Source organism: Pseudomonas migulae (assembly GCF_043225285.1).
Taxonomy (GTDB): domain Bacteria; phylum Pseudomonadota; class Gammaproteobacteria; order Pseudomonadales; family Pseudomonadaceae; genus Aquipseudomonas; species Aquipseudomonas migulae_C.
The window spans coordinates 431,550-453,180 of the sequence record NZ_CP171224.1; the positions used below are offsets into that span (position 1 = coordinate 431,550).

Consider the following 21,631-nt stretch of genomic DNA (forward strand, 5'->3'; position numbering starts at 1 on the left):
GCGAAAGGAATTGAGCCCGTCATGATTCTGCCTTGGCTAATCCTGATCCCCTTCATCGGCGGCCTGCTGTGCTGGATGGGTGAGCGCTTCGGCGCCACCCTCCCCCGCTGGATTGCGCTGTTGACCATGTCCCTGGAACTCGCGCTCGGCCTCTGGCTGTGGGCCCACGGGAATTATTCGTTTGCACCGGCGCCTGGCGCCGATCCGACCTGGGTGCTTGAGTTCAAGCACATCTGGATCCAGCGCTTTGGCATCAGCGTGCACCTGGCCCTCGACGGCCTGTCGCTGCTGATGATCCTGCTGACCGGTCTGCTCGGTGTGCTGTCGGTCCTCTGCTCGTGGAAAGAGATTCAACGTCACGTTGGCTTCTTCCACCTGAACCTGATGTGGATCCTGGGCGGTGTCGTCGGCGTGTTCCTCGCCCTCGACCTGTTCATGTTCTTCTTCTTCTGGGAAATGATGCTGGTGCCGATGTACTTCCTCATCGCGCTCTGGGGTCACAGTTCTTCGGACGGCAAGAAAACCCGGATCTACGCGGCGACCAAGTTCTTCATCTTCACTCAGGCTTCCGGCCTGATCATGCTGGTGGCGATCCTCGGTCTGGTTCTGGTCAACTTCAACGACACCGGCGTGATTACCTTCAACTACGCCGATCTGTTGAAAACCAAGATGTCGCTGACCACCGAGTACATCCTGATGCTCGGCTTCTTCATCGCCTTCGCGGTCAAGCTGCCCGTCGTACCGTTCCACTCCTGGTTGCCTGACGCTCACGCCCAGGCACCGACCGCAGGTTCCGTCGACCTGGCCGGTATCTTGTTGAAAACCGCTGCTTACGGTCTGCTGCGTTTCGCCCTGCCGCTGTTCCCGAATGCCTCGGCCGAGTTCGCGCCGATCGCCATGACCCTCGGTCTGATCGGGATTTTCTACGGTGCTTTCCTGGCCTTCGCACAAACCGACATCAAGCGTCTGATCGCCTTCTCGTCCGTTTCCCACATGGGCTTCGTCCTGATCGGCATCTACTCCGGCAGCCAACTGGCGCTGCAGGGCGCGGTGATGCAGATGCTGGCGCACGGTGTTTCGGCAGCCGCACTGTTTATCCTGAGTGGTCAACTGTACGAACGCACCCACACCCGCGACATGCGTGAAATGGGTGGCCTGTGGTCGAAGATCGCTTACCTGCCGGCCATCAGCCTGTTCTTCGCCGCCGCGTCGCTGGGCTTGCCGGGTACCGGTAACTTCGTCGGCGAGTTCCTGATCCTGATCGGCACCTTCGCCGCGGCCCCATGGATCACCGTGATCGCCACGTCGGGCCTGGTGTTCGGTTCGGTCTACTCGCTGATCATGATCCACCGTGCCTACTTCGGCCCGTCCAAATCGGACGCGGTGCTGCATGGCATGGATGCTCGCGAACTGATCATGGTGGTCGGGCTTGCGGCACTGCTGATCTACATCGGCGTGTACCCGCAACCGTTCCTCGATACCTCTGCTGCGACGATGCATGGCGTGCAGCAATGGCTCGGCACCGCCTTCACTCAACTCGCTTCGGCCCGGTAAGAGCGCTATGGAATTCACGACTCAACACTTTATCGCGCTAGCGCCGTTGTTGATCACCAGCGCCACGATCATCGTGGTGATGCTGGCGATTGCCTGGCGCCGCAACCACTCGCAGACCTTCCTGATATCCGTGGCGGGTTTGAACCTGGCGTTGCTGTCGATCCTGCCAGCCCTGAAAGTCGCGCCATTGGCCGTGACCCCGTTGCTGCAGATCGATAGCTTTGCCTGCTTGTACATGGCGCTGATCCTGGTCGCCACCCTCGCCTGTGTGACCCTCGCCCACGCCTACCTCGGCGATGGCGGTTCGGGTTACCCAGGCAACCGCGAAGAACTGTACCTGCTGATCCTGATGGCCGCCGCCGGTGGCCTGGTTCTGGTCAGCGCGCAGCACCTGGCCGGGTTGTTCATCGGTCTGGAACTGCTGTCGGTGCCGGTCTACGGTCTGGTGGCGTACGCCTTCTTCAACAAGCGTTCGCTTGAAGCCGGTATCAAGTACATGGTGCTGTCGGCCGCCGGTTCGGCGTTCCTGTTGTTCGGTATGGCCCTGCTCTACGCCGATTCCGGCAGCCTGAGCTTCGTCGGTATCGGCCAGGCCCTCGCGGCCACCGGTCTGCCGAGCTCGCTGGCACAGATGGGCCTGGGCATGATGCTGATCGGCCTGGCGTTCAAACTGTCGCTGGTACCGTTCCACCTCTGGACCCCGGACGTTTACGAAGGTGCGCCGGCACCAGTGGCCGCGTTCCTGGCGACCGCTTCGAAAGTCGCCGTGTTCGCGGTGATGGTGCGTCTGTTCCAGATCTCGCCAGCGGCGAGCAGCGGTGTGCTCAGCGACGTGCTGACCATCATCGCCATCGCCTCGATCCTGTTCGGTAACCTGCTGGCCCTGACCCAGAGCAACCTCAAGCGTCTGCTGGGTTACTCGTCCATCGCGCACTTCGGCTACCTGCTGATCGCTCTGGTGGCGAGCAAGGGTCTGGCCGTGGAAGCCATCGGCGTGTACCTGGTCACCTACGTGATCACCAGCCTCGGCGCCTTCGGCGTGATTACCCTGATGTCCTCGCCGTACAACGGCCGTGACGCGGATGCCCTGTACGAATACCGCGGCCTGTTCTGGCGCCGTCCGTACCTGACCGCCGTCCTGACCGTGATGATGCTGTCCCTGGCCGGTATCCCGCTGACCGCGGGCTTCATCGGCAAGTTCTACATCATTGCTACCGGTGTCGAGTCGCACCAATGGTGGCTGGTCGGTTCCCTGGTACTGGGCAGCGCCATCGGCGTGTTCTACTACCTGCGTGTGATGGTCACTTTGTACCTGATCGAACCGAACCTGCGTCGCCACGATGCGCAACTGCATTGGGAACAGCGTGCGGGCGGTGTGATGCTGCTGGCCATCGCTGCTCTGGCGTTCTTCCTCGGGCTGTATCCGCAGCCGTTGCTGGTTCTGGTGCAACAAGCCGGGTTGGCGGGTTGATCGTTTAGCGGTATTTGGTAGAAAACAGAAACGGCACCTTCGGGTGCCGTTTTTGCGTTTGGGGTTTTGGATGGGGGGCATATCCATTTCTGCGGTTATGGCGGCTATTGGTTTCGCCCTTACGGCGAGTCACTTGGAAGCACGGAACGCCGCCAGGCCCCAAGTAACCAAGGGCTTTTGCCCCTTTCGTTCGGTGGCTCGCTTAGGCTCGCCATGCCCTCGCTCCGGTCCTGCTCCGTGGGCCTCTCGAGGGGGCGTGCACCGCAAGATCAAAAGCTGAAGGCGAGCTAACGCTCGGCCTGATGAGTGGTGGAGATCAAAAGCGTACGCGATTCCCTGTAGGAGCCAGCTTGCTGGCGAAAAACGCCCAGACACCGCGTTGATTCAGGCAGCCCGCGTCATCGTTGACGTCCATCGCCAGCAAGCTGGCTCCTACAGTTTTGAACGTGTGAATCCAATCCTTGTAGGAGCCGGCTTGCTGCGGGCGGCGTTCCGACGATAGCAGTGTGTCAGTCGACGCATTTATTGCCTGAAAGGACGCCATCGTCGGAACGCCGCCCGCAGCAAGCCGGCTCCTACAGGGGAACGTTTTCAACTGGGTAATCGCGTCGGCTGACACTGGAACAGGCACGAAAAAAAACGGCACCTTCCGGTGCCGTTCTTCTGTCACAACCCAACCATCACTTACGCGCGTCTGCCCACGACTTCAGCAGTTCGTTGTAGCTCACGGTTTCGCCTTTCGGCTTTTCGTTGGCCAGTTTCGGTTTTGGTGCGCCCGGTTGGTCGAACCAGTATTGCGCGTCGCGCTCTGGGTTCATTTTCGGGGCGCAGGTGGCTTGTGCTTTCGAGCGTTCCAGGCGGGACATGATTGCGTCCTGGTCCTTGGCCAGCCCGTCCAGTGCCTGTTGCGGGGTTTTGTCGCCGCTGGCGGCTTCGGCGATGTGGCTCCACCACAGTTGCGCCAGACGTGGATAGTCCGGCACGTTGGTCCCGGTCGGGGTCCATTGCACGCGGGCCGGGCTGCGGTAGAACTCCACCAGGCCACCGAGTTTCGGTGCGAGGTCGGTCATCGCTTGAGAGTTGATGTCCGATTCGCGGATCGGTGTCAGGCCGACGATGGTTTTCTTCAGGGACACGGTTTTCGAGGTCACGAACTGCGCATAGAGCCACGCGGCGAGTTTTTGCTTCTCAGGCGTGGACTTCATGAACGTCCACGAACCCACGTCCTGATAACCCAGCTTCATGCCCTCTTCCCAATACGGACCGCGTGGCGAAGGCGCCATGCGCCATTTCGGCGTGCCATCGGCGTTGACCACTGGCAGTCCCGGTTTGGTCATGTCGGCGGTGAAGGCGGTGTACCAGAAGATCTGCTGGGCGATGTTGCCCTGGGACGGCACCGGACCGGATTCGGAGAAGGTCATGCCCGCAGCTTCCGGTGGTGCGTAGGCCTTGAGCCAGTCGACGTATTTGGTGGTGGCGAACACCGCCGCCGGGCCGTTGGTGTCGCCACCGCGAGTCACGCTGGAACCGACCGGGTGGCAATCCTCAACACGGATACCCCACTCGTCCACCGGCAAGCCGTTAGGCAAGCCCTTGTCGCCGCCACCGGCCATGGAGAACCAGGCATCGGTGAAGCGCCAGCCCAGGGACGGGTCTTTCTTGCCGTAGTCCATGTGCCCGTAAACCCGCTTGCCGTCGATTTCCTTGACGTCTTCGCTGAAGAATTTGGCAATGTCTTCATAGGCCGACCAGTTCACCGGAACGCCCAACTCGTAGCCGTACTTTTCCTTGAACTTGGCTTTCAGCTCCGGACGCTCGAACCAGTCGGCACGGAACCAGTACAGGTTGGCGAATTGCTGGTCGGGCAATTGATACAGCTTGCCGTCGGGAGCGGTGGTGAAGGAAAGGCCGATGAAGTCCTTGAGGTCCAGGGTCGGCGAAGTGAAGTTTTTACCTTCATTGGCCATCAGGTCGGTGATCGCTTCGGTCTTGCCGTAGCGGAAGTGCGTACCGATCAGGTCGGAGTCGTTGACCCAGCCGTCATAGATGCTCTTGTCCGACTGCATCACGGTCTGCAGTTTTTCAACCACATCGCCCTCTTGCAGCAGGTCGTGGGTCAGCTTGATCCCGGTGATCTCGGTGAAGGCCTTGGCCAGCACCTTGGACTCATACTCGTGGGTGGTCAGGGTTTCCGAGACAACCTTGATGTCCATCCCGCGAAACGGCTCCGCGGCCTTGATGAACCACTTCAGTTCCGCCAGTTGTTGTTCGGCCGTCAGGGTGGACGGCTTGAACTCACTGCCGATCCATTTTTTTGCGGCTTCTTCATAGGCATCGGCCCAGGCCGAAGCGCTCAAACCGCTGAGTGCCAGCATGGCTGCCAATGAAATGCTATGTCGCAGCTTATTGTTTTTGTCGAACATAGAGACCTCCTTATTGAGTTTCGGAGCAACATTGCCGAGCGATTCGACTAGCCCCAACGCATCACAGCCAACAGCCACACCAGGGACAACGCGGACGCTACCCAGATGCTCCAGTCGGTGACGCCGATTACCAGCAAATGCAGGTAGGCGCTGCCGAGAAGACCGATAAACAGCCGATCGCCACGGGTGGTGGCAATCGGCAACAAACCACGCCGAAGAACGCTCGGCGAACGCAGTTCCCAGGTCGTCATGCCCACAAGAATCAGGCCAATGACGATGAAGAACGCCGCAGTGGGGACCGTCCAGCTCATCCATTCCATCATCAGTTCCTCATACCCGGCCCAGGGCAAAGCCCTTGGCCACGTGGTTGCGAACAAACCAGATCACCAGCATGCCCGGCAGGATGGTCAACACCCCCGCCGCTGCCAGCACACCCCAATCGATGCCTGACGCCGAGACCGTGCGGGTCATCACCGCCGCGATCGGCTTGGCGTTGACCGACGTCAGCGTCCGCGCCAGCAACAACTCGACCCAGGAAAACATGAAGCAGAAGAACGCCGTCACACCGATCCCCGAGCCAATCAGCGGTACGAAAATCTTCACGAAGAACTTGGGAAAACTGTAGCCATCAATGTAGGCGGTTTCGTCGATTTCCTTCGGAACACCGGACATGAAGCCTTCCAGGATCCACACCGCCAGCGGCACGTTGAACAGGCAATGGGCCAACGCCACGGCGATGTGGGTGTCGAACAGACCGATCGAGGAATACAGCTGGAAGAACGGCAGCAAAAACACTGCCGGTGGCGCCATGCGGTTGGTCAGCAGCCAGAAGAACAGGTGCTTGTCGCCGAGGAAGCGATAACGCGAGAACGCATACGCCGCCGGCAACGCTACGCTCAGGGAGATCACCGTGTTCAGGCTCACGTAATACAGCGAGTTGAGGTAACCGGTGTACCAGGCCGGATCAGTGAAGATCACCTTGTAGTTGGCGAAGGTGAAATCCTGCGGAAACAACGTCAGGCCGCTGAGGATTTCGGTGTTGCTCTTGAAGGACATGTTCAGCAGCCAGTAGATCGGCACCAGCAGGAACAGGATGTAGATCAGCAGTGGGATCAGCTTTCTCTTGCTCATGATGGGCCTCAGCGGTTGGCGTCAGAGTGAGTCATGGCGGTGTAGAACAGCCAGGACACCAACAGGATGATCAGGAAGTACACCAGCGAGAAAGCCGCCGCCGGGCCGAGGTCGAACTGGCCGATCGCCATTTGCGTCAGGGTCTGGCTGAGGAAGGTCGTGGCATTGCCCGGCCCACCGCCCGTGAGCACGAACGGCTCGGTGTAGATCATGAAACTGTCCATGAAGCGCAGCATCACCGCGATCAGCAACACGCTCTTGAGCTTGGGCAACTGGATGTGCCGGAACACCGCCCAGGCCGAGGCCCGGTCGATCCGCGCCGCCTGGTAATACACGTCCGGAATCGCCCGCAACCCGGAGAAGCACAACAGCGCCACCAGCGACGTCCAGTGCCACACGTCCATCACCAGCACCGTGACCCAGGCGTCCATGGTGTTGGCCGCGTAGTTATAGTTGATGCCCATCGCATTGAGGGTCGAACCGAGCAGGCCAATGTCGGCCCGGCCGAAGATCTGCCAGATCGTCCCGACCACGTTCCACGGAATCAGCAGCGGAATCGCCAGGATAATCAGCACCAGCGAAGACCAGCGGCCCTTGGTCGGCATGGTCAGGGCGATGGCGATGCCCAGCGGGATTTCGATCAGCAACACGCAGCCGGAATAGATGAACTGGCGCAGCAGCGAGTCGTGCAGCCGTGGGTCGAGCAACACCTGCTTGTACCAGTCGGCACCGACGAAGTAGCGGCTGGACTGGTCGAAGATGTCCTGCACCGAATAGTTGACCACGGTCATCATCGGGATCACCGCACTGAACGCCACCAGCAAAAACACCGGCAGGACCAGCCACCAGGCCTTGTTGTTCTGCACCTTGTTCATGACAGCACCTCCAGCAGGTAATCGTCGGCGTAAACCATCAACCACTGCGCCGGAAAACTGATGTACGCCGTACCCTCCGGCACCGGTTTGTCTTCCGCCAACCGCACTTTCAACGGCACGCCGTCGAGGTTCAGGGTCATGATTTTGTAGGTGCCGAGGTCTTCGACGTGTACGACCTTGGCCTGCATTGCGTCGTCAAACGGCTCGTCCCACACATGCACGAACTCCGGACGGATCCCGACCTTCAGGGTTTTCCACTCGGACTCGGCGATGCGTTGCAGTTGCGCGTCGGACAATGGCAAATGCGTCGAGGCGAACCCGACACCGCCCCGTTGCGGCTGCACGTCGATCAGGTTCATCCCCGGGCTGCCAATGAAATAACCGACGAAGGTATGGCTCGGCCGTTCGAACAATTCCCGTGGCGTACCGAACTGCACGATCTGCCCGCCGTACATCACCGCGATCTTGTCGGCGAAGGTCGAGGCCTCCAGCTGATCGTGGGTGACGTAGACCATGGTGATGTTGAACTGCTCGTGGATCTGCTTGAGCTTGCGCCGCAGCTTCCACTTCAGGTGCGGGTCAATCACCGTCAGCGGTTCATCGAAGAGGATCGCCGATACGTCATCGCGCACCAGCCCGCGGCCCATCGAGACTTTCTGTTTTTCGTCGGCGGTGAGGTTGCGCGCCTTTTTGCTCAGCAGCGACTGAAGGTCCAGGACCTCGGCGATTTCCTGCACCTTGCTGTGGATTTTCGCTTCGGCCATGCCCTGGTTGCGCAGCGGAAAGGCCAGGTTGTCGAACACCGTCATGGTGTCGTAGACCACCGGAAACTGGAAAACCTGGGCGATGTTGCGCTTCTCCGGGGTCAGGTCGTTGACCGCCTTGCCGTCGAACAGGACATGGCCCTGGGACGGGCTGAGCAACCCGGAAATGATGTTGAGCAAAGTCGATTTGCCGCAGCCCGACGGGCCGAGCAAGGCATAGGCGCCGCCCTGCTCCCAGATGTGGTCCATCTCGCGGATCGCGTAATCCTCGGGACCGCTTGGTGTGCGGGTGTAGCTGTGGGCGAGGTTCTGCAAACGGATTTCGGCCATCAGGCAACCCTCGCGATGCGGCGACCGGGCGCCTGGACCAGCCGCCCCTGCGCATCGAACACAAACAGTTTATGGGTCGGGATATAGATGCGAATCGGCGCATCGACGTCGTATTCGTGAACCCCGGGCAAATGCAGCACCAGCAGGAAATGCTCGTTGCGCACGTGGAGGAAGGTTTCCGAGCCGCTGATCTCGGCGACCTCGACGGTCACCGCCAGTTCGAGGTCATCGTCGTTGCTCGGCACCAGCGAGATATGGCTGGGGCGCACGCCGAAGCGGAACTCGCCCTCACCCACCGGGCGCAAATCCACGTTCAACGGGAAGTGCACGAAATTGGCGAAGCTGACTTCGTTGCCGGCAATCCGCCCCGGCATCAGGTTGATCGGCGGTTCGGAGAACAATTCCGCCGCCAGCACCGTTTGCGGCTGGTGATAGACCTCGGACGACTTGCCGCTCTGGATCACCCGGCCTTCGTGAAGAATGGTCGTGGTGCCGCCCAGGGCCAGCGCTTCGTTGGGTTCGGTGGTGGCGTAGATCGCAATGGTGTGCCGCGCCTTGAACAGCTCGCGCATTTCCTGACGAAGTTCTTCGCGCAACTTGTAGTCGAGGTTGACCAGCGGCTCGTCGAACAGGATCAGTTCGGCGTCCTTGACCAGCGCCCGTGCCATCGCCGTGCGCTGCTGCTGACCGCCGGAGAGTTCCAGCGGATAGCGCTGGAGAAACTTCTCGATGCGCAGCATCTTCGCGGTTTCCAGCACTTTGCTCTGGATCAGTTCGTTGGACACACCGGCCTGGCGCAACGGCGAGGCGATGTTCTCGAACACCGTCATGGTCGGGTAATTGATGAATTGCTGATAAACCATCGACACGTTGCGCAAACGCACCGGGCGCTGGGTGACGTCGACTCCGTTCATCAGGATGCGGCCGCTGTCGGGCTTGTCCAGGCCCGCCATCAGGCGCATGAGACTGGTTTTGCCGGACAGCGTGCGGCCCAGCAAAACGTTGAAGGATCCGGGTTCAAAACTAAGGCACGCATCGTCGATCCAGGTCTGACCCTCGACGGTGCGGCTAACGTGCTCCAGAGTGAGTGACATGGCTCGGCCTTTTTATTATTGGAGTCAAGCGACCGGAGCAGTAGAGCGAGTTTCGTGCCAGAAATTGCAAGTGGTTGATCTGACTTGGAAATGTTCAAGCTCAGGGCAAACCGGCTTTCGTAGCTGAACAGAAATGAACAACTTCACCTGAACAATTGAACAATCGAACCGTTGACAATGAACAATAGTGAACAACACTCTACGGACTGTTCACGCTGGCTCCTGCAAGGCGCAAGGCACAGAATCGCAGTACCTGTGGGAGCGAGCCTGCTCGCGATGGCGGTGGGTCAGTCAATTTGATGTCGACTGATCCACCGCCATCGCGAGCAGGCTCGCTCCCACAGGAGGAACACCCATAACAACAATAAAAGCGTTATTCAGAGGCTGACTGTAATGGCCGCACCTGCCCCCGTTTTGTCCCACGACGCCATCATCCAGGACTCCTGGTCACGTTGCCGCGCGTTCGGCCTTGATCACCAGAGCACCCCGGCGTTCGATCAACTGCCAGCGGCGGACATCGCGCAGTTGCTGGAGCGCCAGCATTCACTGGTGCAGACCACGCACCAGGAAGTCTTGCCCTACTACGAAAACATCCTGAGCAACTCCAACTGCCTGATCATGCTCGCCGACAATCAGGGCCAGGTCCTGACTTCATGGGGCACTCAACGCTTCATCGAGCCGAGCCTGACCCGCGGTTTCAGCGCCGGCGCGAGCTGGATGGAGCGTTGCAGCGGCACCAATGCGATCGGCACCGCACTGGCCTGTGAGCAGGCGGTGCACATCGAGCACGACGAACACTTCCTCAAGGCCAACCGCTTCATGACCGGTTCCGCCGCGCCGATTTTCGATGCCGAACGCAAGGTGATCGCGGTGCTGGACGTGTCCAGCGACAGCTACCTGCCGCCGTCCCACACCCTCGGCATGGTCAAGATGATGAGCCAGACCGTGGAAAACCGGCTGATCCTCAACCTGTTCCATGGCCAACACTTTCAACTGACCTTCAACACCGGGTTGAACAACCTCGACAGCCAATGGGCGGGGTTGCTGATTTTCGATGAGACCGGCCAGGTGCTCTCGGCCAATCGCCGCGCCGACAATCTGCTGGGCATCAGCCTGTCGCGGGTCAGTGTCGAGAGCCTGTTCAAGGTCTCGTTGCTGGAGCTGTTGAATCAGCCGGATGGCCTGCCCTTCTCCCTCCAGGCCTCGGGACGCAACCGCTTCCAGTGCCTGCTGAGGCGGCCGAAGCAGGCGCCGATTCAGGCCCGAGTGTTCGCCGAGCCCGCCGTGGTGACGCCCGGCCCCGCCGCGATCAGCCTCAATACCCTGCACTTCGGCGACAGCCGCGTGGAAAAAGCCGTGCGCCAGGCCGAGCGCCTGCTGGAAAAGGATATTCCCCTGTTGATCCACGGCGAAACTGGGGTCGGCAAGGAAGTGTTCGTCAAGGCACTGCATCAAGCCAGTTCCCGCAGCAAACAGGCGTTCATTGCCGTCAACTGCGCGGCGATCCCCGCCGAACTGGTGGAGTCCGAGCTGTTTGGCTACGAGAAAGGCGCGTTCACCGGCGCCAATCAGAAAGGCAGCATCGGCCTGATCCGCAAGGCCGACAAGGGCACGCTGTTTCTCGACGAAATTGGTGACATGCCGTTGCCGACACAGGCGCGGCTGTTGCGGGTGTTGCAGGAACGTTGCGTGCAGCCGGTGGGCAGCAGCGAGCTGTTCCCGGTGGACATTCGCATCATCTCGGCGACCAACCGTTCGTTGCGCGAACAGGTACAACTCGGCCGCTTCCGTGAAGACCTTTATTACCGCATTGGCGGCTTGACCCTGGAGTTGCCGCCGTTGCGTGAACGCAGCGACAAACAGGCGCTGTTCAAACGGCTGTGGGAACAGCACCGCGAACCGTCGCAGTGGGCCGGGTTGAGCCGGGAGGTGTTGGAGTTGTTCGACCGCCATCCGTGGCCGGGGAATTTGCGTCAGGTCAGCAGCGTGATGCAAGTGGCCCTGGCCATGGCCGAGGAACAACCGGTGCGACCGGAACATTTGCCGGATGATTTTTTTGTCGACCTGGAGATGGAACCGGTCGAGGTGGATGAGCCGTTGGCGGTGGATTTGAATGATGTGGAGGATTTGAATCGGCAGTTGCAGGCGGCTGGGGGCAATATTTCCCATCTGGCGCGGCGGCTTGGGGTTAGTCGCAATACCCTCTACAAAAGGTTGCGTCAATCAGAGAACTGACCGCTGCGCGGTCAATCGCCAGCAAGCCGGCTCCTACAGGTTCGCGTCGTACGCAAATGTTGTGTACGACTCGCACACTGTAGGAGCCAGCTTGCTGGCGATAGCGCCTGTCCAGACACCGCAGCCTTAAACCACCAAAAAAACAAAAACCCGCACAAGGCGGGTTTTGTTTGTAGCCAACACAGCAATCAGTCAGCCAGACGCCAGGTAGTCCCACCCTTGCCGTCTTCCAGCACCACGCCCATGGCGGTGAGCTGGTCGCGGATACGGTCGGATTCCGCCCAGTCCTTGCCGGCACGTGCCGCCAGACGCGCAGCGATCAGCGCATCAACCTCAGCCGCATCCACACGCCCTTCGGCGCCGGCCTGCAGGAAGTCATCGGCCTCAAGCTGCAACACGCCCAACACACTGGCGAGTTCCTTCAGACGCGCCGCCAGACCGGCCGCCGCATCGAGATCGCTCTCGCGCAGACGGTTGATCTCGCGCACCATCTCGAACAGCACCGCGCAGGCTTCCGGCGTGCCGAAGTCGTCGTTCATCACCTGGGTGAAACGCTCGACGAACGCTTCGCCGCCAGCAGGCGCGACGGTCGGCAGGCCTTTCAACGCATGGTAGAAACGCTCGAGTGCGCCTTTGGCGTCCTTGAGGTTGTCTTCCGAATAGTTGATCGCGCTGCGGTAGTGGCTCGATACCAGCAGGTAACGCACGACTTCCGGGTGGTACTTTTCCAGCACGTCGCGAATGGTGAAGAAGTTGTTCAAGGACTTGGACATCTTCTCGCCATTGATGCGAATCATGCCGCAATGCATCCACGCGTTGGCGTAGGTCTTGCCGGTGGCCGCTTCGCTCTGGGCGATTTCGTTTTCGTGGTGCGGGAACTCGAGGTCGCTGCCGCCACCATGAATGTCGAAGGTGTCGCCCAGGCAGCAGGTCGACATCACCGAGCACTCGATGTGCCAGCCCGGACGACCGTCGCCCCACGGCGAAGACCAGCTCGGCTCGCCCGGCTTGGCGCCTTTCCACAGCACGAAGTCCAGCGGGTCCTGCTTGGACTCGTCGACTTCAATGCGCGCGCCGATGCGCAGGTCTTCGATCTTCTTGCGCGACAGCTTGCCGTAGCCCATGAACTTGGCGACGCGGTAGTACACGTCGCCATTGCCCGGAGCGTAGGCGTAACCCTTGTCGATCAGGGTCTGGATCATGCTCTGCATGCCAGCGATGTGATCGGTGGCCCGCGGTTCCATGTCCGGCTTGAGGATGTTGAGGCGCGCCTCGTCCTCGTGCATCGCGGTGATCATGCGCTCGGTCAGCACGTCGAACGGCTCGCCGTTCTCCTTGGCCCGATTGATGATCTTGTCTTCAATGTCGGTGATGTTGCGCACATACGTCAGGTTATAACCGCTGAACCGCAACCAGCGGGTCACCAGGTCAAACGCGACCATGCTGCGGCCGTGGCCAATGTGGCAGTAGTCGTACACGGTCATCCCGCAGACGTACATGCGCACATTGTTGCCATCCAGCGGTTTGAATACTTCTTTGCTCTTGGTGAGCGTGTTGTAGATCGAAAGCACGTTAGAGGTTCCTTGAATCACTGGCCCCACGAATCACGCAAGGTCACGGTACGGTTGAATACCGGAGCACCTGGTTTCGAGTCCTTGATATCCGCGCAGAAGTAACCTTCGCGCTCGAACTGGAAACGGTCTTCCGGCTGTGCATCGCCCAACGAAGGCTCGGCACGACAACCAGTGAGTACTTGCAGGGAGTCAGGGTTGATGTTGTCCAGGAAACTGGCGCTGTCTTCGGCCTTTTCAGGGTTCGGCGAGCGGAACAGGCGATCGTACAGACGCACTTCGCACTCGATGCTGGCCGCTGCCGGTACCCAGTGAATCACGCCCTTGACCTTGCGGCCTTCAGGGTTCTTGCCCAGGGTTTCCGGATCGTACGAGCAACGCAGTTCGACTATGTTGCCATCGGCGTCCTTGATCGCTTCGTCGGCACGGATCACGTAGCTGCCACGCAGGCGCACTTCGCCGTTCGGCTCCAGGCGCTTGTAGCCCTTTGGTGGCTCTTCCATGAAGTCATCGCGGTCGATGTAGATTTCACGGGCGAACGGCAGCTTGCGCACGCCGAGTTCTTCTTTTTGCGGGTGACGAGGCAGTTCGAGGTGATCGACCTTGTCTTCCGGGTAGTTGGTGATCACGACTTTCAACGGCCGCAGCACACACATGGCGCGCGGGGCGTTCGCGTCGAGGTCCTGACGGATGCTGAACTCGAGCATGCCGAAATCGACCACGCCGTCGGAACGGTTGGTGCCGACCATGTCGCAGAAATTGCGGATCGACGCCGGAGTGTAGCCGCGACGGCGGAAGCCCGACAGCGTCGACATGCGTGGATCGTCCCAGCCGTGAACGTGTTTCTCGTCCACAAGCTGCTTGAGCTTGCGCTTGCTGGTGATGGTGTAGTTCAGGTTCAGGCGGCTGAATTCGTACTGGCGCGGGTTCGCCGGCACCGGCAGGTTCTGGAGGAACCACTCGTACAGCGGACGATGGCTTTCGAACTCCAGGGTGCAGATCGAGTGGGTGATGCCTTCGATGGCGTCCGACTGACCGTGGGTGAAGTCATAGTTCGGGTAGATGCACCACTTGTCGCCGGTCTGGTGGTGATGCGCGTGACGGATGCGGTACATGATCGGGTCGCGCAGGTTCATGTTCGGCGAGGCCATGTCGATCTTGGCCCGCAGCACACGTGCGCCGTCCGGGAACTCGCCGGCACGCATGCGGGCGAACCAGTCGAGGTTTTCTTCGACGCTGCGATCACGGAACGGGCTGTTGCGGCCCGGCTCGGTCAGCGTGCCGCGATATTCCTTGGCCTGTTCAGGGCTCAGGTCGTCGACATAGGCCTTGCCGGCCTTGATCAGCTCGACGGCCCAGTCGTGCAACTGGTCGAAATACTGCGAGGCATAGCGCACTTCGCCGGACCATTGGAAGCCCAGCCATTTGACGTCGCTTTCGATCGCGTCGATGTATTCCTGGTCTTCCTTGGCCGGGTTGGTGTCGTCGAAACGCAGGTGGGTGACGCCGCCAAATTCCTGGGCCAGACCGAAGTTCACACAGATCGACTTGGCGTGACCGATGTGCAGGTAGCCGTTGGGCTCAGGCGGGAAACGGGTGACGATCTGCGTGTGCTTACCCGAGTCCAGGTCCGCCTGGATGATCGGGCGCAGGAAATTGACCGGCACGGCAGGGCCGGTCTTGGAATTCGAGGTAGGGTCGACAGTGGGCTTGCTCATAGGATCCTTGAACGTACAAGTGCGCGGCCGGAACACGGGCCTGATAAAACAAAGCCGCTATCATAGCCGAAGCCGTGAAGTCGCTGACAGAGCAGGCCCGAAAACGGCTGCATTTAATCGGCTGCAATTGAAAAACAGCCTCGAAATTGGCGCCTGTCGCGCTAAACTGCGCAACTCGGCCTTCAACGGCCGGACCGGTTGGGGGCAGTAACGCCCTGAAACCCACGAATTCATCAAAGAGTACCGATCATGACCCAAGTCAAACTGACCACCAACCATGGCGACATCGTCCTGGAACTGAACGCTGAAAAGGCACCGCTGACCGTTGCCAACTTCATCGAATACGTCAAAGCCGGTCACTACGAAAACACTGTTTTCCACCGCGTCATCGGTAACTTCATGATCCAGGGCGGCGGTTTCGAGCCAGGCATGAAAGAAAAGAAAGACAAGCGCCCAAGCATCCAGAACGAAGCCGACAACGGCCTGCCGAACGAGAAGTACACCGTCGCCATGGCCCGCACCATGGAGCCGCATTCGGCTTCCGCCCAGTTCTTCATCAACGTCGCTGACAACAGCTTCCTGAACCACAGCGCCAAGACCACTCAGGGCTGGGGCTACGCAGTGTTCGGCAAAGTCGTTGAAGGCACCGACGTTGTCGACAAGATCAAAGGCGTTTCCACCACTATGAAGTCCGGCCACCAGGACGTACCAGCAGACGACGTGATCATCGAGAAAGCCGAGATCATTGAGTGATATTGCTGATTTCAGACTTGCATCTGGAAGAGGAGCGCCCGGACATTACCCGGGCGTTTCTGGATTTGCTCGCCGGACGCGCCCGCTCGGCGAGTGCGTTGTACATCCTCGGCGACTTTTTCGAGGCGTGGATTGGCGACGATGCCATGACACCCTTCCAGCGTTCCATCTGCCAGGCCCTGCGCGAACTCAGCGACAGCGGCACGGCGATTTTTCTGATGCACGGCAATCGCGACTTCATGCTCGGCCAGGCCTTCTGCAAACAGGCCGGCTGCACCCTGCTGAAGGACCCGAGTGTCGTGCAGTTCTACGGCGAGCCGGTGCTGCTGATGCACGGCGACAGCCTCTGCACCCGCGACGTGGCGTACATGAAGCTGCGTCGCTACCTGCGCAACCCGATTACCCTGTTCATCTTGCGGCATCTGCCGTTGAGCACCCGGCATAAGCTGGCGCGCAAACTGCGCAGCGAGAGTCGAGCGCAAACGCGGATGAAGGCCAATGACATCGTCGATGTCACGCCGGAAGAAGTGCCGCGGGTGATGCAGGCCCATGGCGTGAAAACGTTGATCCACGGGCACACCCACCGACCGGCCATCCACAAGTTGCAGATTGGCGAGCAAGCGGCCAAGCGCATCGTGCTGGGGGATTGGGACCGTCAAGGATGGGCGTTGCAGGTGGATGAAAGCGGGTTTGCGTTGGCGCCGTTCGACTTCGCCCCGCCGCCACAACTCGCAGCACCCACAATCTAACTACCCAACACAAACCCCACTGTGGGAGCGAGCCTGCTCGCGATGGTGTGTCAGTTGACATCAATGTGGCTGACACACCATCGCGAGCAGGCTCGCTCCCACAGTGGGGATTGTGTTTTGCTTAGTGGCCGGAGGCCGCTGGTCCGGCTTTTGCCGCGAACGGCGGCTTCGCCAGCCAGACAATCACGATCAACCCCATGAACGCCCACCCCAGCAACGTGAAGTAATCCACGGTGGAGAGCATGTACGCCTGACTGGTCAGCACATGGTCCAGCTGCGCATACGCCGGGTTGCTCGCGCCGCCCAGCGCATTCAGCGCCTCGCGGGTGGCCGGTTCGTAGGTGCTGATGCTTTCGCTCATGTAGGCATGATGCTGATCCGCCCGGCGAATCCAGATCCAGGTGGTCAACGACGCCGCAAAGCTACCGCCCAGGGTCCGCAGGAACGTCGCGAGGCCTGCGCCATCGGCGATCTGGCTTGGCGGCAGGTCCGACATCAGGATGCTCAAGGTCGGCATGAAGAACAGCGCCACGCCAATGCCCATGAACAGTTGCACCAGGGCGATGTGCTGGAAGTCGACTTCGCTGGTGAACCCGGCACGCATGAAGCAGCTCAGGCCAATCGCCAGGAACGCCAGCCCCGCCAACAGCCGCAGGTCGAACTTGTGCGCGTACTTGCCGACAAACGGCGACATCAACACCGGCAGGATCCCGATCGGTGCCACCGCCAGGCCGGCCCACGTTGCCGTGTAACCCATCTGGGTTTGCAGCCATTGCGGCAGGATCAGGTTGATCCCGAAGAACCCGGCATACCCCAGGACCAGCACCAGCGTGCCGATGCGGAAGTTGCGGTAGGCGAACAGCCGCAGGTTGACCACCGGGTGCTGGTCGGTCATTTCCCAGATCACGAACACCGCCAGCGCAATCACTGAAATCGCCGCGCCGATGAGGATGAAGTTGGATTCGAACCAGTCGAGGTCGTTGCCCTTGTCGAGGATCACCTGCAACGCGCCGACGCCGATGATCAGCGTGATCAAACCGACGTAGTCCATCGGCTGACGACTGGTTTCCACCGGACGTGCCTTGAGCTGCTGACGCACGACCATCACCGCGAAGATCCCGATCGGCACGTTGATGAAGAAGATCCACGGCCAGCTGTAGCTGTCGGTGATCCAGCCCCCGAGAATCGGCCCGGCAATCGGCGCCACCACCGTGACCATCGCCAGCAACGCCAGGGCCATGCCTCGCCTCGCCGGTGGATAGACAGCAATCAGCAGGGTTTGGGTCATCGGGTACAACGGTCCCGCGACCAGGCCTTGCAGCACGCGAAAGCCGATCAGCTCCGGCATCGAGGTGGAAATGCCGCAGAGAAACGACGCCAGCACGAACAGTATGGTCGCCCACAGAAACAGCTTCACCTCACCGAACCGGCGGCTCAGCCAGCCGGTCAGCGGCAGTGCGATGGCGTTGCTCACGGCGAACGAAGTGATCACCCAGGTGCCCTGCTCCGAACTCACGCCGAGGTTGCCGGAAATCGTCGGCAACGCCACGTTGGCGATGGTGGTGTCGAGCACTTGCATGAACGTCGCCAGCGACAGGCCGATGGTGCTTAGCAGCAGGCTGGGCGGCGTGAAAGACGCGTTATTGCTCATCGCGAATCCTTTGAAACCAGATGGGCGCCGCGTCCCTTACAGACGCAGCTGGACCCTTGTGGGAGCGAGCCTGCTCGCGAAGGTGTGTCAGTCGACTTCAATGTGGCTGACACACCTTCGCGAGCAGGCTCGCTCCCACACAGTGGTCGGGTGTCAGCGCTGTGCGGTTTTGCTCGCCGCGGCGCTGTTGTCGTGGATCAACTGGGTGATCATCGCGTCGGCTTCGGCCAACTGACGGTCGTAGACATTGGTGCTGAACGAAGCCTTTTGCGGCGGCTGTTGCGCCAGCACCGGACCGCTCTGGTCGCGCAGGTTGACATCGACCTGGGTCGACAGGCCGACACGCAACGGATGCTTGGCCAGTTCTTCGGCGTTGATGTGAATCCGTACCGGCACCCGCTGGACGATCTTGATCCAGTTACCGGTGGCGTTCTGCGCGGGCAGCAGGGCGAACGCGCTGCCGGTACCGGCGCCGAGGCTGTCGATGGTGCCGCTGAATTTCACATCGCTGCCGTACAGGTCGGCCTGGATGTCGACCGGCTGGCCGATGCGCATGTCACGCAGCTGGGTTTCCTTGAAGTTGGCGTCAATCCACAGCTGATCCAGTGGAATCACCGCCATCAACGCCGTGCCCGGCTGGACGCGCTGGCCCAGTTGCACCGAGCGCTTGGCCACGTAACCGGTCACCGGGGCGATCAAGGTGCTGCGGGCATTGTTCAGGTACGCCTGGCGCAGTTGCGCGGCGGCCGCCATCACGTCCGGGTGCGACGACACCACAGTGTCATCGACCAGCGCGCTGGTGGTTTTCAGTTGCTGTTTGGCGTTGGCCAGGGCGTTCTGCGCCGAGGTCAGGTCGTCACGGGCGTGGGACAGTTCTTCCTGGGAAATCGCCCCGCCAGCGGCGAGGTTTTTCCGCCGGGTGAAGTTGTCTTGGGCCTTCTGCACTTCAGCCTGTTGCGCGTTGACCTGGGCTTTCATGCCGTCGACGTTGCTGTACAAGCCACGAACCTGGCGCACGGTGCGGGCCAGGTTGGCCTGGGCACTTTGCAGGCCGACTTCGGCGTCGTTCGGGTCGAAATTCACCAGCACCTGGCCTTCATGGACCAGATCGCCGTCGTCGGCGCCGATGCTCACGACGGTGCCGGTGACCAGCGGGGTGATTTCCACCACGTTGCCGTTCACATAAGCGTCATCGGTGCTTTCGTTCCAGCGCCCGTAGAACTCGTGATAACCCCAGACGCCGACGCCGGCGAGGACGACCACGATGGCCAGGATCACCAGCATGACCTTGCGTTTGCGCGGGTTGCCGGTGTCCTGTGGGTTGCCGGGGGTTTGTGTGTTTTCTGCAGTGGCCATGACCATTACCTTGAATTAGTTGTGCTGCGTGGCTGGGGTTGCGTTGGCCGCGGTCAGGGTGTCGCCCTGAAAACCGCCGCCCAGCGCCTGCATCAGTTGGATCGACAGGTCGATCTGCTCGGCATTCAGGTTGGCCAGCTGACGCTGGGCCTGGAGCAATTGCTGCTCGATGCTGAGCACGTCCAGGTAGTTGCCGATACCGGAACCGTACCGCTGGACCACGGTGTTGTAAGAATCCTGGGCAATGTCGGTGGCGTGTTGCTGCGCACCGATCTGCCGGCCGATATCGCGTAACTGGTTGATCGTGTCGCTGACATCGCCCAGCGCTTTCACCAGGCTTTTGTTGTACTGGGCCACCGCGAGGTCGTAATCGGCGTCGCGGGCATCGAGGTCGGCACGCAAGCGGCCACCGTCGAAAATCGGCACCGAGATCGTCGGCGCGATGTTGAAGAAACGGCTGGCGGAACCGAACATCGCGTCGCCCAACAACGATTCGGCACCGGCGGCGGCGCTGAGGTTCAAGTTGGGATAGAAACGGGTCTTGCCAGCGTCGATGTTCTTGCTCGCCGCCTCGACCCGCCAGCGTGCGGCCACCAGGTCCGGACGACGGCCGAGCAATTCGGCGGGCAGCACCGACGGCAACGCGACGGCGCTGGCCTGCAGGATTTTCGGCCGGGCGATGTCGTTGCCGCGATCCGGGCCTTTGCCGAGCAACACCGCCAGGGCGATTTTCGCGCTTTGCAGGCGTTTTTCCGCATCGATCAGGCTGGCTTCGGACGTGGCTTCCAGGCTTTCGGTTTGCTGGAACTGGTACTGGCTGTCGATGCCAGAGCTCAGGCGCCGCTGGCTCAGGTCGAGCATTTGCTTGGTGCGCTTGAGGTCTTCCTGCGCCAGGTCGTGAACGATGTGCGCCTGGCCCAGATCGCTGTAGGCGCGGGCGACGTCGGCAGACAGGGTCAGTTGCGCCGCCTGCTGATCGACTTCGGCAGCGCGGGCCTGGCCCAGTGCGGCTTCCCAGGCGTCACGCTGGCCGCCCCAGAGGTCGAAGTTGTAATTGAAACTGGCGCCGATGTTACGCACGGTGGAGTACGCATCGCCCTCGCCTCTCGGGTCCTGATCACGGGCCAGGCGCGAACGGCTGACGCCGGCGCTGGCATCGAGGGTCGGCATCCGCGCAGCGTCGGCGGCATACGCGGCGGCGCTGGCCTGATGGGCACGGGCGTCGGCGATCTGCATGTCGGGGCTGTCGTGCAAGGCTTCGCGGATCAGGCCGTCGAGCTGCGGGTCGCCGAGGCTTTTCCACCAATCGCTTTTCGGCCAGGCCGCCGGCGAAAGGGTCACGCCGCTGAGGGATTGGCCGGCCTTGAGGGTCTTCGCATCGAGGCTTTGGCCTTCGGTGGTCAGGCCGCTGTAGCTGGCGCAACCGGCCAGGGTAATCGCCGCCAGCACCAGGCTCAGGCCGGTACGCAAGGTTTTGCTGCTCATTTGTCACCTACCCGCAGCAGCGTGATCGAGTCACCGGCTGCCACCAATATTTTCTTCAGGATCTGCTCCAGGGTGCTCAGCTCTTCCGGGGTGATCGCGCCGGCCAGTTCGTTCATGGCATCGGCACCGATCACCGGCAGGCGGTCAGCCAGTTGCTGGCCTTGCTCAGTCAGCACCAGCTGCACCTGACGACGGTCAGCGTCGGAGCGTTGGCGGGCGAGGAAACCTTTCTGTTCCAGACGATCGAGCATGCGGGTCATCGAGCCACTGTCCAGCGACAGATGGCGGCACAGCTCGGCCGGGGTGTCGACGCCGTACTGGGCGATGATGATCAGCACTTTGAACTGCGCGGCGGTGATGCCGTGGGGTTCCATGTGCGTATCGATGATCCGGTCCTTGAGCAACGCGGCGCGCCCGAGCAGGAGGCCGAGATGGCAATTCTTGAATTCGTCCGGGGTGAAATGTTTCATC

17 protein-coding genes are annotated in these 21,631 nt (G+C 60.9%); 5 read left to right on the top strand and 12 right to left on the bottom strand.

Annotated features, from left to right (window positions below):
- The first annotated feature begins 21 nt into the window (after nt 1–21).
- Both nuoM and nuoN read left to right on the top strand, forming a co-directional pair.
- Nucleotides 22–1,554, top strand: coding sequence for an NADH-quinone oxidoreductase subunit M (nuoM, locus tag ACF6ZU_RS02095; protein WP_392890276.1), 1,533 nt, complete (start codon nt 22–24; stop codon nt 1,552–1,554).
- 7 nt (nt 1,555–1,561) lie between these two features.
- Nucleotides 1,562–3,025, top strand: coding sequence for an NADH-quinone oxidoreductase subunit NuoN (gene nuoN / locus ACF6ZU_RS02100; RefSeq protein ID WP_392890277.1), 1,464 nt, complete (start codon nt 1,562–1,564; stop codon nt 3,023–3,025).
- Between the two features lie 680 nt (nt 3,026–3,705).
- Here the strand turns inward: nuoN and ACF6ZU_RS02105 are convergent.
- From ACF6ZU_RS02105 to ACF6ZU_RS02130, 6 genes are read right to left on the bottom strand one after another with little or no spacing between them, the layout of a single operon-like run.
- Nucleotides 3,706–5,448 (bottom strand): carbohydrate ABC transporter substrate-binding protein, encoded by a 1,743-nt coding sequence (locus ACF6ZU_RS02105; RefSeq protein ID WP_392890279.1) that lies wholly within the window; start codon nt 5,446–5,448, stop codon nt 3,706–3,708.
- Nucleotides 5,449–5,495: 47 nt separating this feature from the next.
- The gene (locus ACF6ZU_RS02110) at nt 5,496–5,768 is read right to left on the bottom strand and encodes a DUF2160 domain-containing protein (RefSeq protein ID WP_392890280.1); all 273 of its coding nucleotides are present in this window, start codon (nt 5,766–5,768) and stop codon (nt 5,496–5,498) included.
- A gap of 10 nt (nt 5,769–5,778) precedes the next feature.
- The gene (locus ACF6ZU_RS02115) at nt 5,779–6,579 is read right to left on the bottom strand and encodes a carbohydrate ABC transporter permease (RefSeq protein ID WP_017339615.1); all 801 of its coding nucleotides are present in this window, start codon (nt 6,577–6,579) and stop codon (nt 5,779–5,781) included.
- Nucleotides 6,580–6,587: 8 nt separating this feature from the next.
- Nucleotides 6,588–7,454 carry a carbohydrate ABC transporter permease gene (locus tag ACF6ZU_RS02120; RefSeq protein WP_392890282.1) on the bottom strand — a complete coding sequence of 289 codons (867 nt, stop codon included), beginning with the start codon at nt 7,452–7,454 and terminating at the stop codon, nt 6,588–6,590.
- Nucleotides 7,451–8,548, bottom strand: coding sequence for an ABC transporter ATP-binding protein (locus ACF6ZU_RS02125; protein ID WP_392890283.1), 1,098 nt, complete (start codon nt 8,546–8,548; stop codon nt 7,451–7,453). The genes ACF6ZU_RS02120 and ACF6ZU_RS02125 overlap by 4 nt, the downstream gene beginning before the upstream one ends.
- Entirely contained in the window at nt 8,548–9,642 is a 1,095-nt protein-coding gene (locus tag ACF6ZU_RS02130) for an ABC transporter ATP-binding protein (RefSeq protein ID WP_392890284.1), read from the bottom strand. The genes ACF6ZU_RS02125 and ACF6ZU_RS02130 overlap by 1 nt, the downstream gene beginning before the upstream one ends.
- Before the next feature lie 393 nt (nt 9,643–10,035).
- On the opposite strand from ACF6ZU_RS02130, the gene ACF6ZU_RS02135 reads away from it, so the two are divergent.
- A complete protein-coding gene (locus ACF6ZU_RS02135) occupies nt 10,036–11,877 on the top strand; it encodes a sigma-54-dependent Fis family transcriptional regulator (protein WP_392890285.1) in 1,842 nt (613 codons plus the stop codon).
- 188 nt (nt 11,878–12,065) lie between these two features.
- Here the strand turns inward: ACF6ZU_RS02135 and cysS are convergent, their stop codons facing one another.
- Both cysS and ACF6ZU_RS02145 read right to left on the bottom strand, forming a co-directional pair.
- Nucleotides 12,066–13,448 carry a cysteine--tRNA ligase gene (cysS, locus tag ACF6ZU_RS02140; RefSeq protein WP_392890286.1) on the bottom strand — a complete coding sequence of 461 codons (1,383 nt, stop codon included), beginning with the start codon at nt 13,446–13,448 and terminating at the stop codon, nt 12,066–12,068.
- Nucleotides 13,449–13,465: 17 nt separating this feature from the next.
- A complete protein-coding gene (locus ACF6ZU_RS02145) occupies nt 13,466–15,166 on the bottom strand; it encodes a glutamine--tRNA ligase/YqeY domain fusion protein (protein WP_392890288.1) in 1,701 nt (566 codons plus the stop codon).
- Between the two features lie 249 nt (nt 15,167–15,415).
- Here ACF6ZU_RS02145 and ACF6ZU_RS02150 point away from each other — a divergent pair, with 249 nt between their 5' ends.
- The gene (locus tag ACF6ZU_RS02150; RefSeq protein WP_392890289.1) at nt 15,416–15,919 is read left to right on the top strand and encodes a peptidylprolyl isomerase; all 504 of its coding nucleotides are present in this window, start codon (nt 15,416–15,418) and stop codon (nt 15,917–15,919) included.
- Nucleotides 15,916–16,668, top strand: coding sequence for a UDP-2,3-diacylglucosamine diphosphatase (gene lpxH / locus ACF6ZU_RS02155; RefSeq protein ID WP_392890290.1), 753 nt, complete (start codon nt 15,916–15,918; stop codon nt 16,666–16,668). Before ACF6ZU_RS02150 ends, lpxH begins: the two co-directional genes overlap by 4 nt.
- 121 nt (nt 16,669–16,789) lie before the next feature.
- Here lpxH and ACF6ZU_RS02160 read toward each other — a convergent pair whose 3' ends face one another.
- The 4 genes from ACF6ZU_RS02160 to ACF6ZU_RS02175 all read right to left on the bottom strand — a co-directional run bounded on the left by ACF6ZU_RS02160 (nt 16,790) and on the right by ACF6ZU_RS02175 (nt 21,630).
- Complete coding sequence (locus ACF6ZU_RS02160; protein ID WP_392890292.1) at nt 16,790–18,319, bottom strand: DHA2 family efflux MFS transporter permease subunit; 1,530 nt, start codon at nt 18,317–18,319, stop codon at nt 16,790–16,792.
- Nucleotides 18,320–18,472: 153 nt separating this feature from the next.
- Entirely contained in the window at nt 18,473–19,675 is a 1,203-nt protein-coding gene (locus ACF6ZU_RS02165; protein ID WP_392890293.1) for an efflux RND transporter periplasmic adaptor subunit, read from the bottom strand.
- Nucleotides 19,676–19,690: 15 nt separating this feature from the next.
- Nucleotides 19,691–21,160 carry an efflux transporter outer membrane subunit gene (locus ACF6ZU_RS02170; RefSeq protein WP_392890295.1) on the bottom strand — a complete coding sequence of 490 codons (1,470 nt, stop codon included), beginning with the start codon at nt 21,158–21,160 and terminating at the stop codon, nt 19,691–19,693.
- On the bottom strand, nt 21,157–21,630 hold the full coding sequence (locus ACF6ZU_RS02175) for a MarR family winged helix-turn-helix transcriptional regulator (RefSeq protein WP_392890297.1): 474 nt from the start codon (nt 21,628–21,630) through the stop codon (nt 21,157–21,159). Before ACF6ZU_RS02175 ends, ACF6ZU_RS02170 begins: the two co-directional genes overlap by 4 nt.
- Nucleotide 21,631: the final 1 nt, after the last annotated feature.

Bases quoted from the DNA above. Each gene is read 5' to 3' on its own strand.
- ACF6ZU_RS02135 (WP_392890285.1), top strand. From the start codon at position 10,036: ATGGCCGCACCTGCCCCCGTTTTGTCCCACGACGCCATCATCCAGGAC.
- ACF6ZU_RS02150 (WP_392890289.1), top strand. From the start codon at position 15,416: ATGACCCAAGTCAAACTGACCACCAACCATGGCGACATCGTCCTGGAA.
- ACF6ZU_RS02130 (WP_392890284.1), bottom strand. From the start codon at position 9,642: ATGTCACTCACTCTGGAGCACGTTAGCCGCACCGTCGAGGGTCAGACC.
- ACF6ZU_RS02170 (WP_392890295.1), bottom strand. From the start codon at position 21,160: ATGAGCAGCAAAACCTTGCGTACCGGCCTGAGCCTGGTGCTGGCGGCG.
- ACF6ZU_RS02115 (WP_017339615.1), bottom strand. From the start codon at position 6,579: ATGAGCAAGAGAAAGCTGATCCCACTGCTGATCTACATCCTGTTCCTG.
- ACF6ZU_RS02165 (WP_392890293.1), bottom strand. From the start codon at position 19,675: ATGGCCACTGCAGAAAACACACAAACCCCCGGCAACCCACAGGACACC.
- ACF6ZU_RS02125 (WP_392890283.1), bottom strand. From the start codon at position 8,548: ATGGCCGAAATCCGTTTGCAGAACCTCGCCCACAGCTACACCCGCACA.
- ACF6ZU_RS02105 (WP_392890279.1), bottom strand. From the start codon at position 5,448: ATGTTCGACAAAAACAATAAGCTGCGACATAGCATTTCATTGGCAGCC.
- ACF6ZU_RS02175 (WP_392890297.1), bottom strand. From the start codon at position 21,630: ATGAAACATTTCACCCCGGACGAATTCAAGAATTGCCATCTCGGCCTC.
- nuoM (WP_392890276.1), top strand. From the start codon at position 22: ATGATTCTGCCTTGGCTAATCCTGATCCCCTTCATCGGCGGCCTGCTG.
- nuoN (WP_392890277.1), top strand. From the start codon at position 1,562: ATGGAATTCACGACTCAACACTTTATCGCGCTAGCGCCGTTGTTGATC.
- ACF6ZU_RS02110 (WP_392890280.1), bottom strand. From the start codon at position 5,768: ATGGAATGGATGAGCTGGACGGTCCCCACTGCGGCGTTCTTCATCGTC.
- ACF6ZU_RS02160 (WP_392890292.1), bottom strand. From the start codon at position 18,319: ATGAGCAATAACGCGTCTTTCACGCCGCCCAGCCTGCTGCTAAGCACC.
- ACF6ZU_RS02145 (WP_392890288.1), bottom strand. From the start codon at position 15,166: ATGAGCAAGCCCACTGTCGACCCTACCTCGAATTCCAAGACCGGCCCT.
- ACF6ZU_RS02120 (WP_392890282.1), bottom strand. From the start codon at position 7,454: ATGAACAAGGTGCAGAACAACAAGGCCTGGTGGCTGGTCCTGCCGGTG.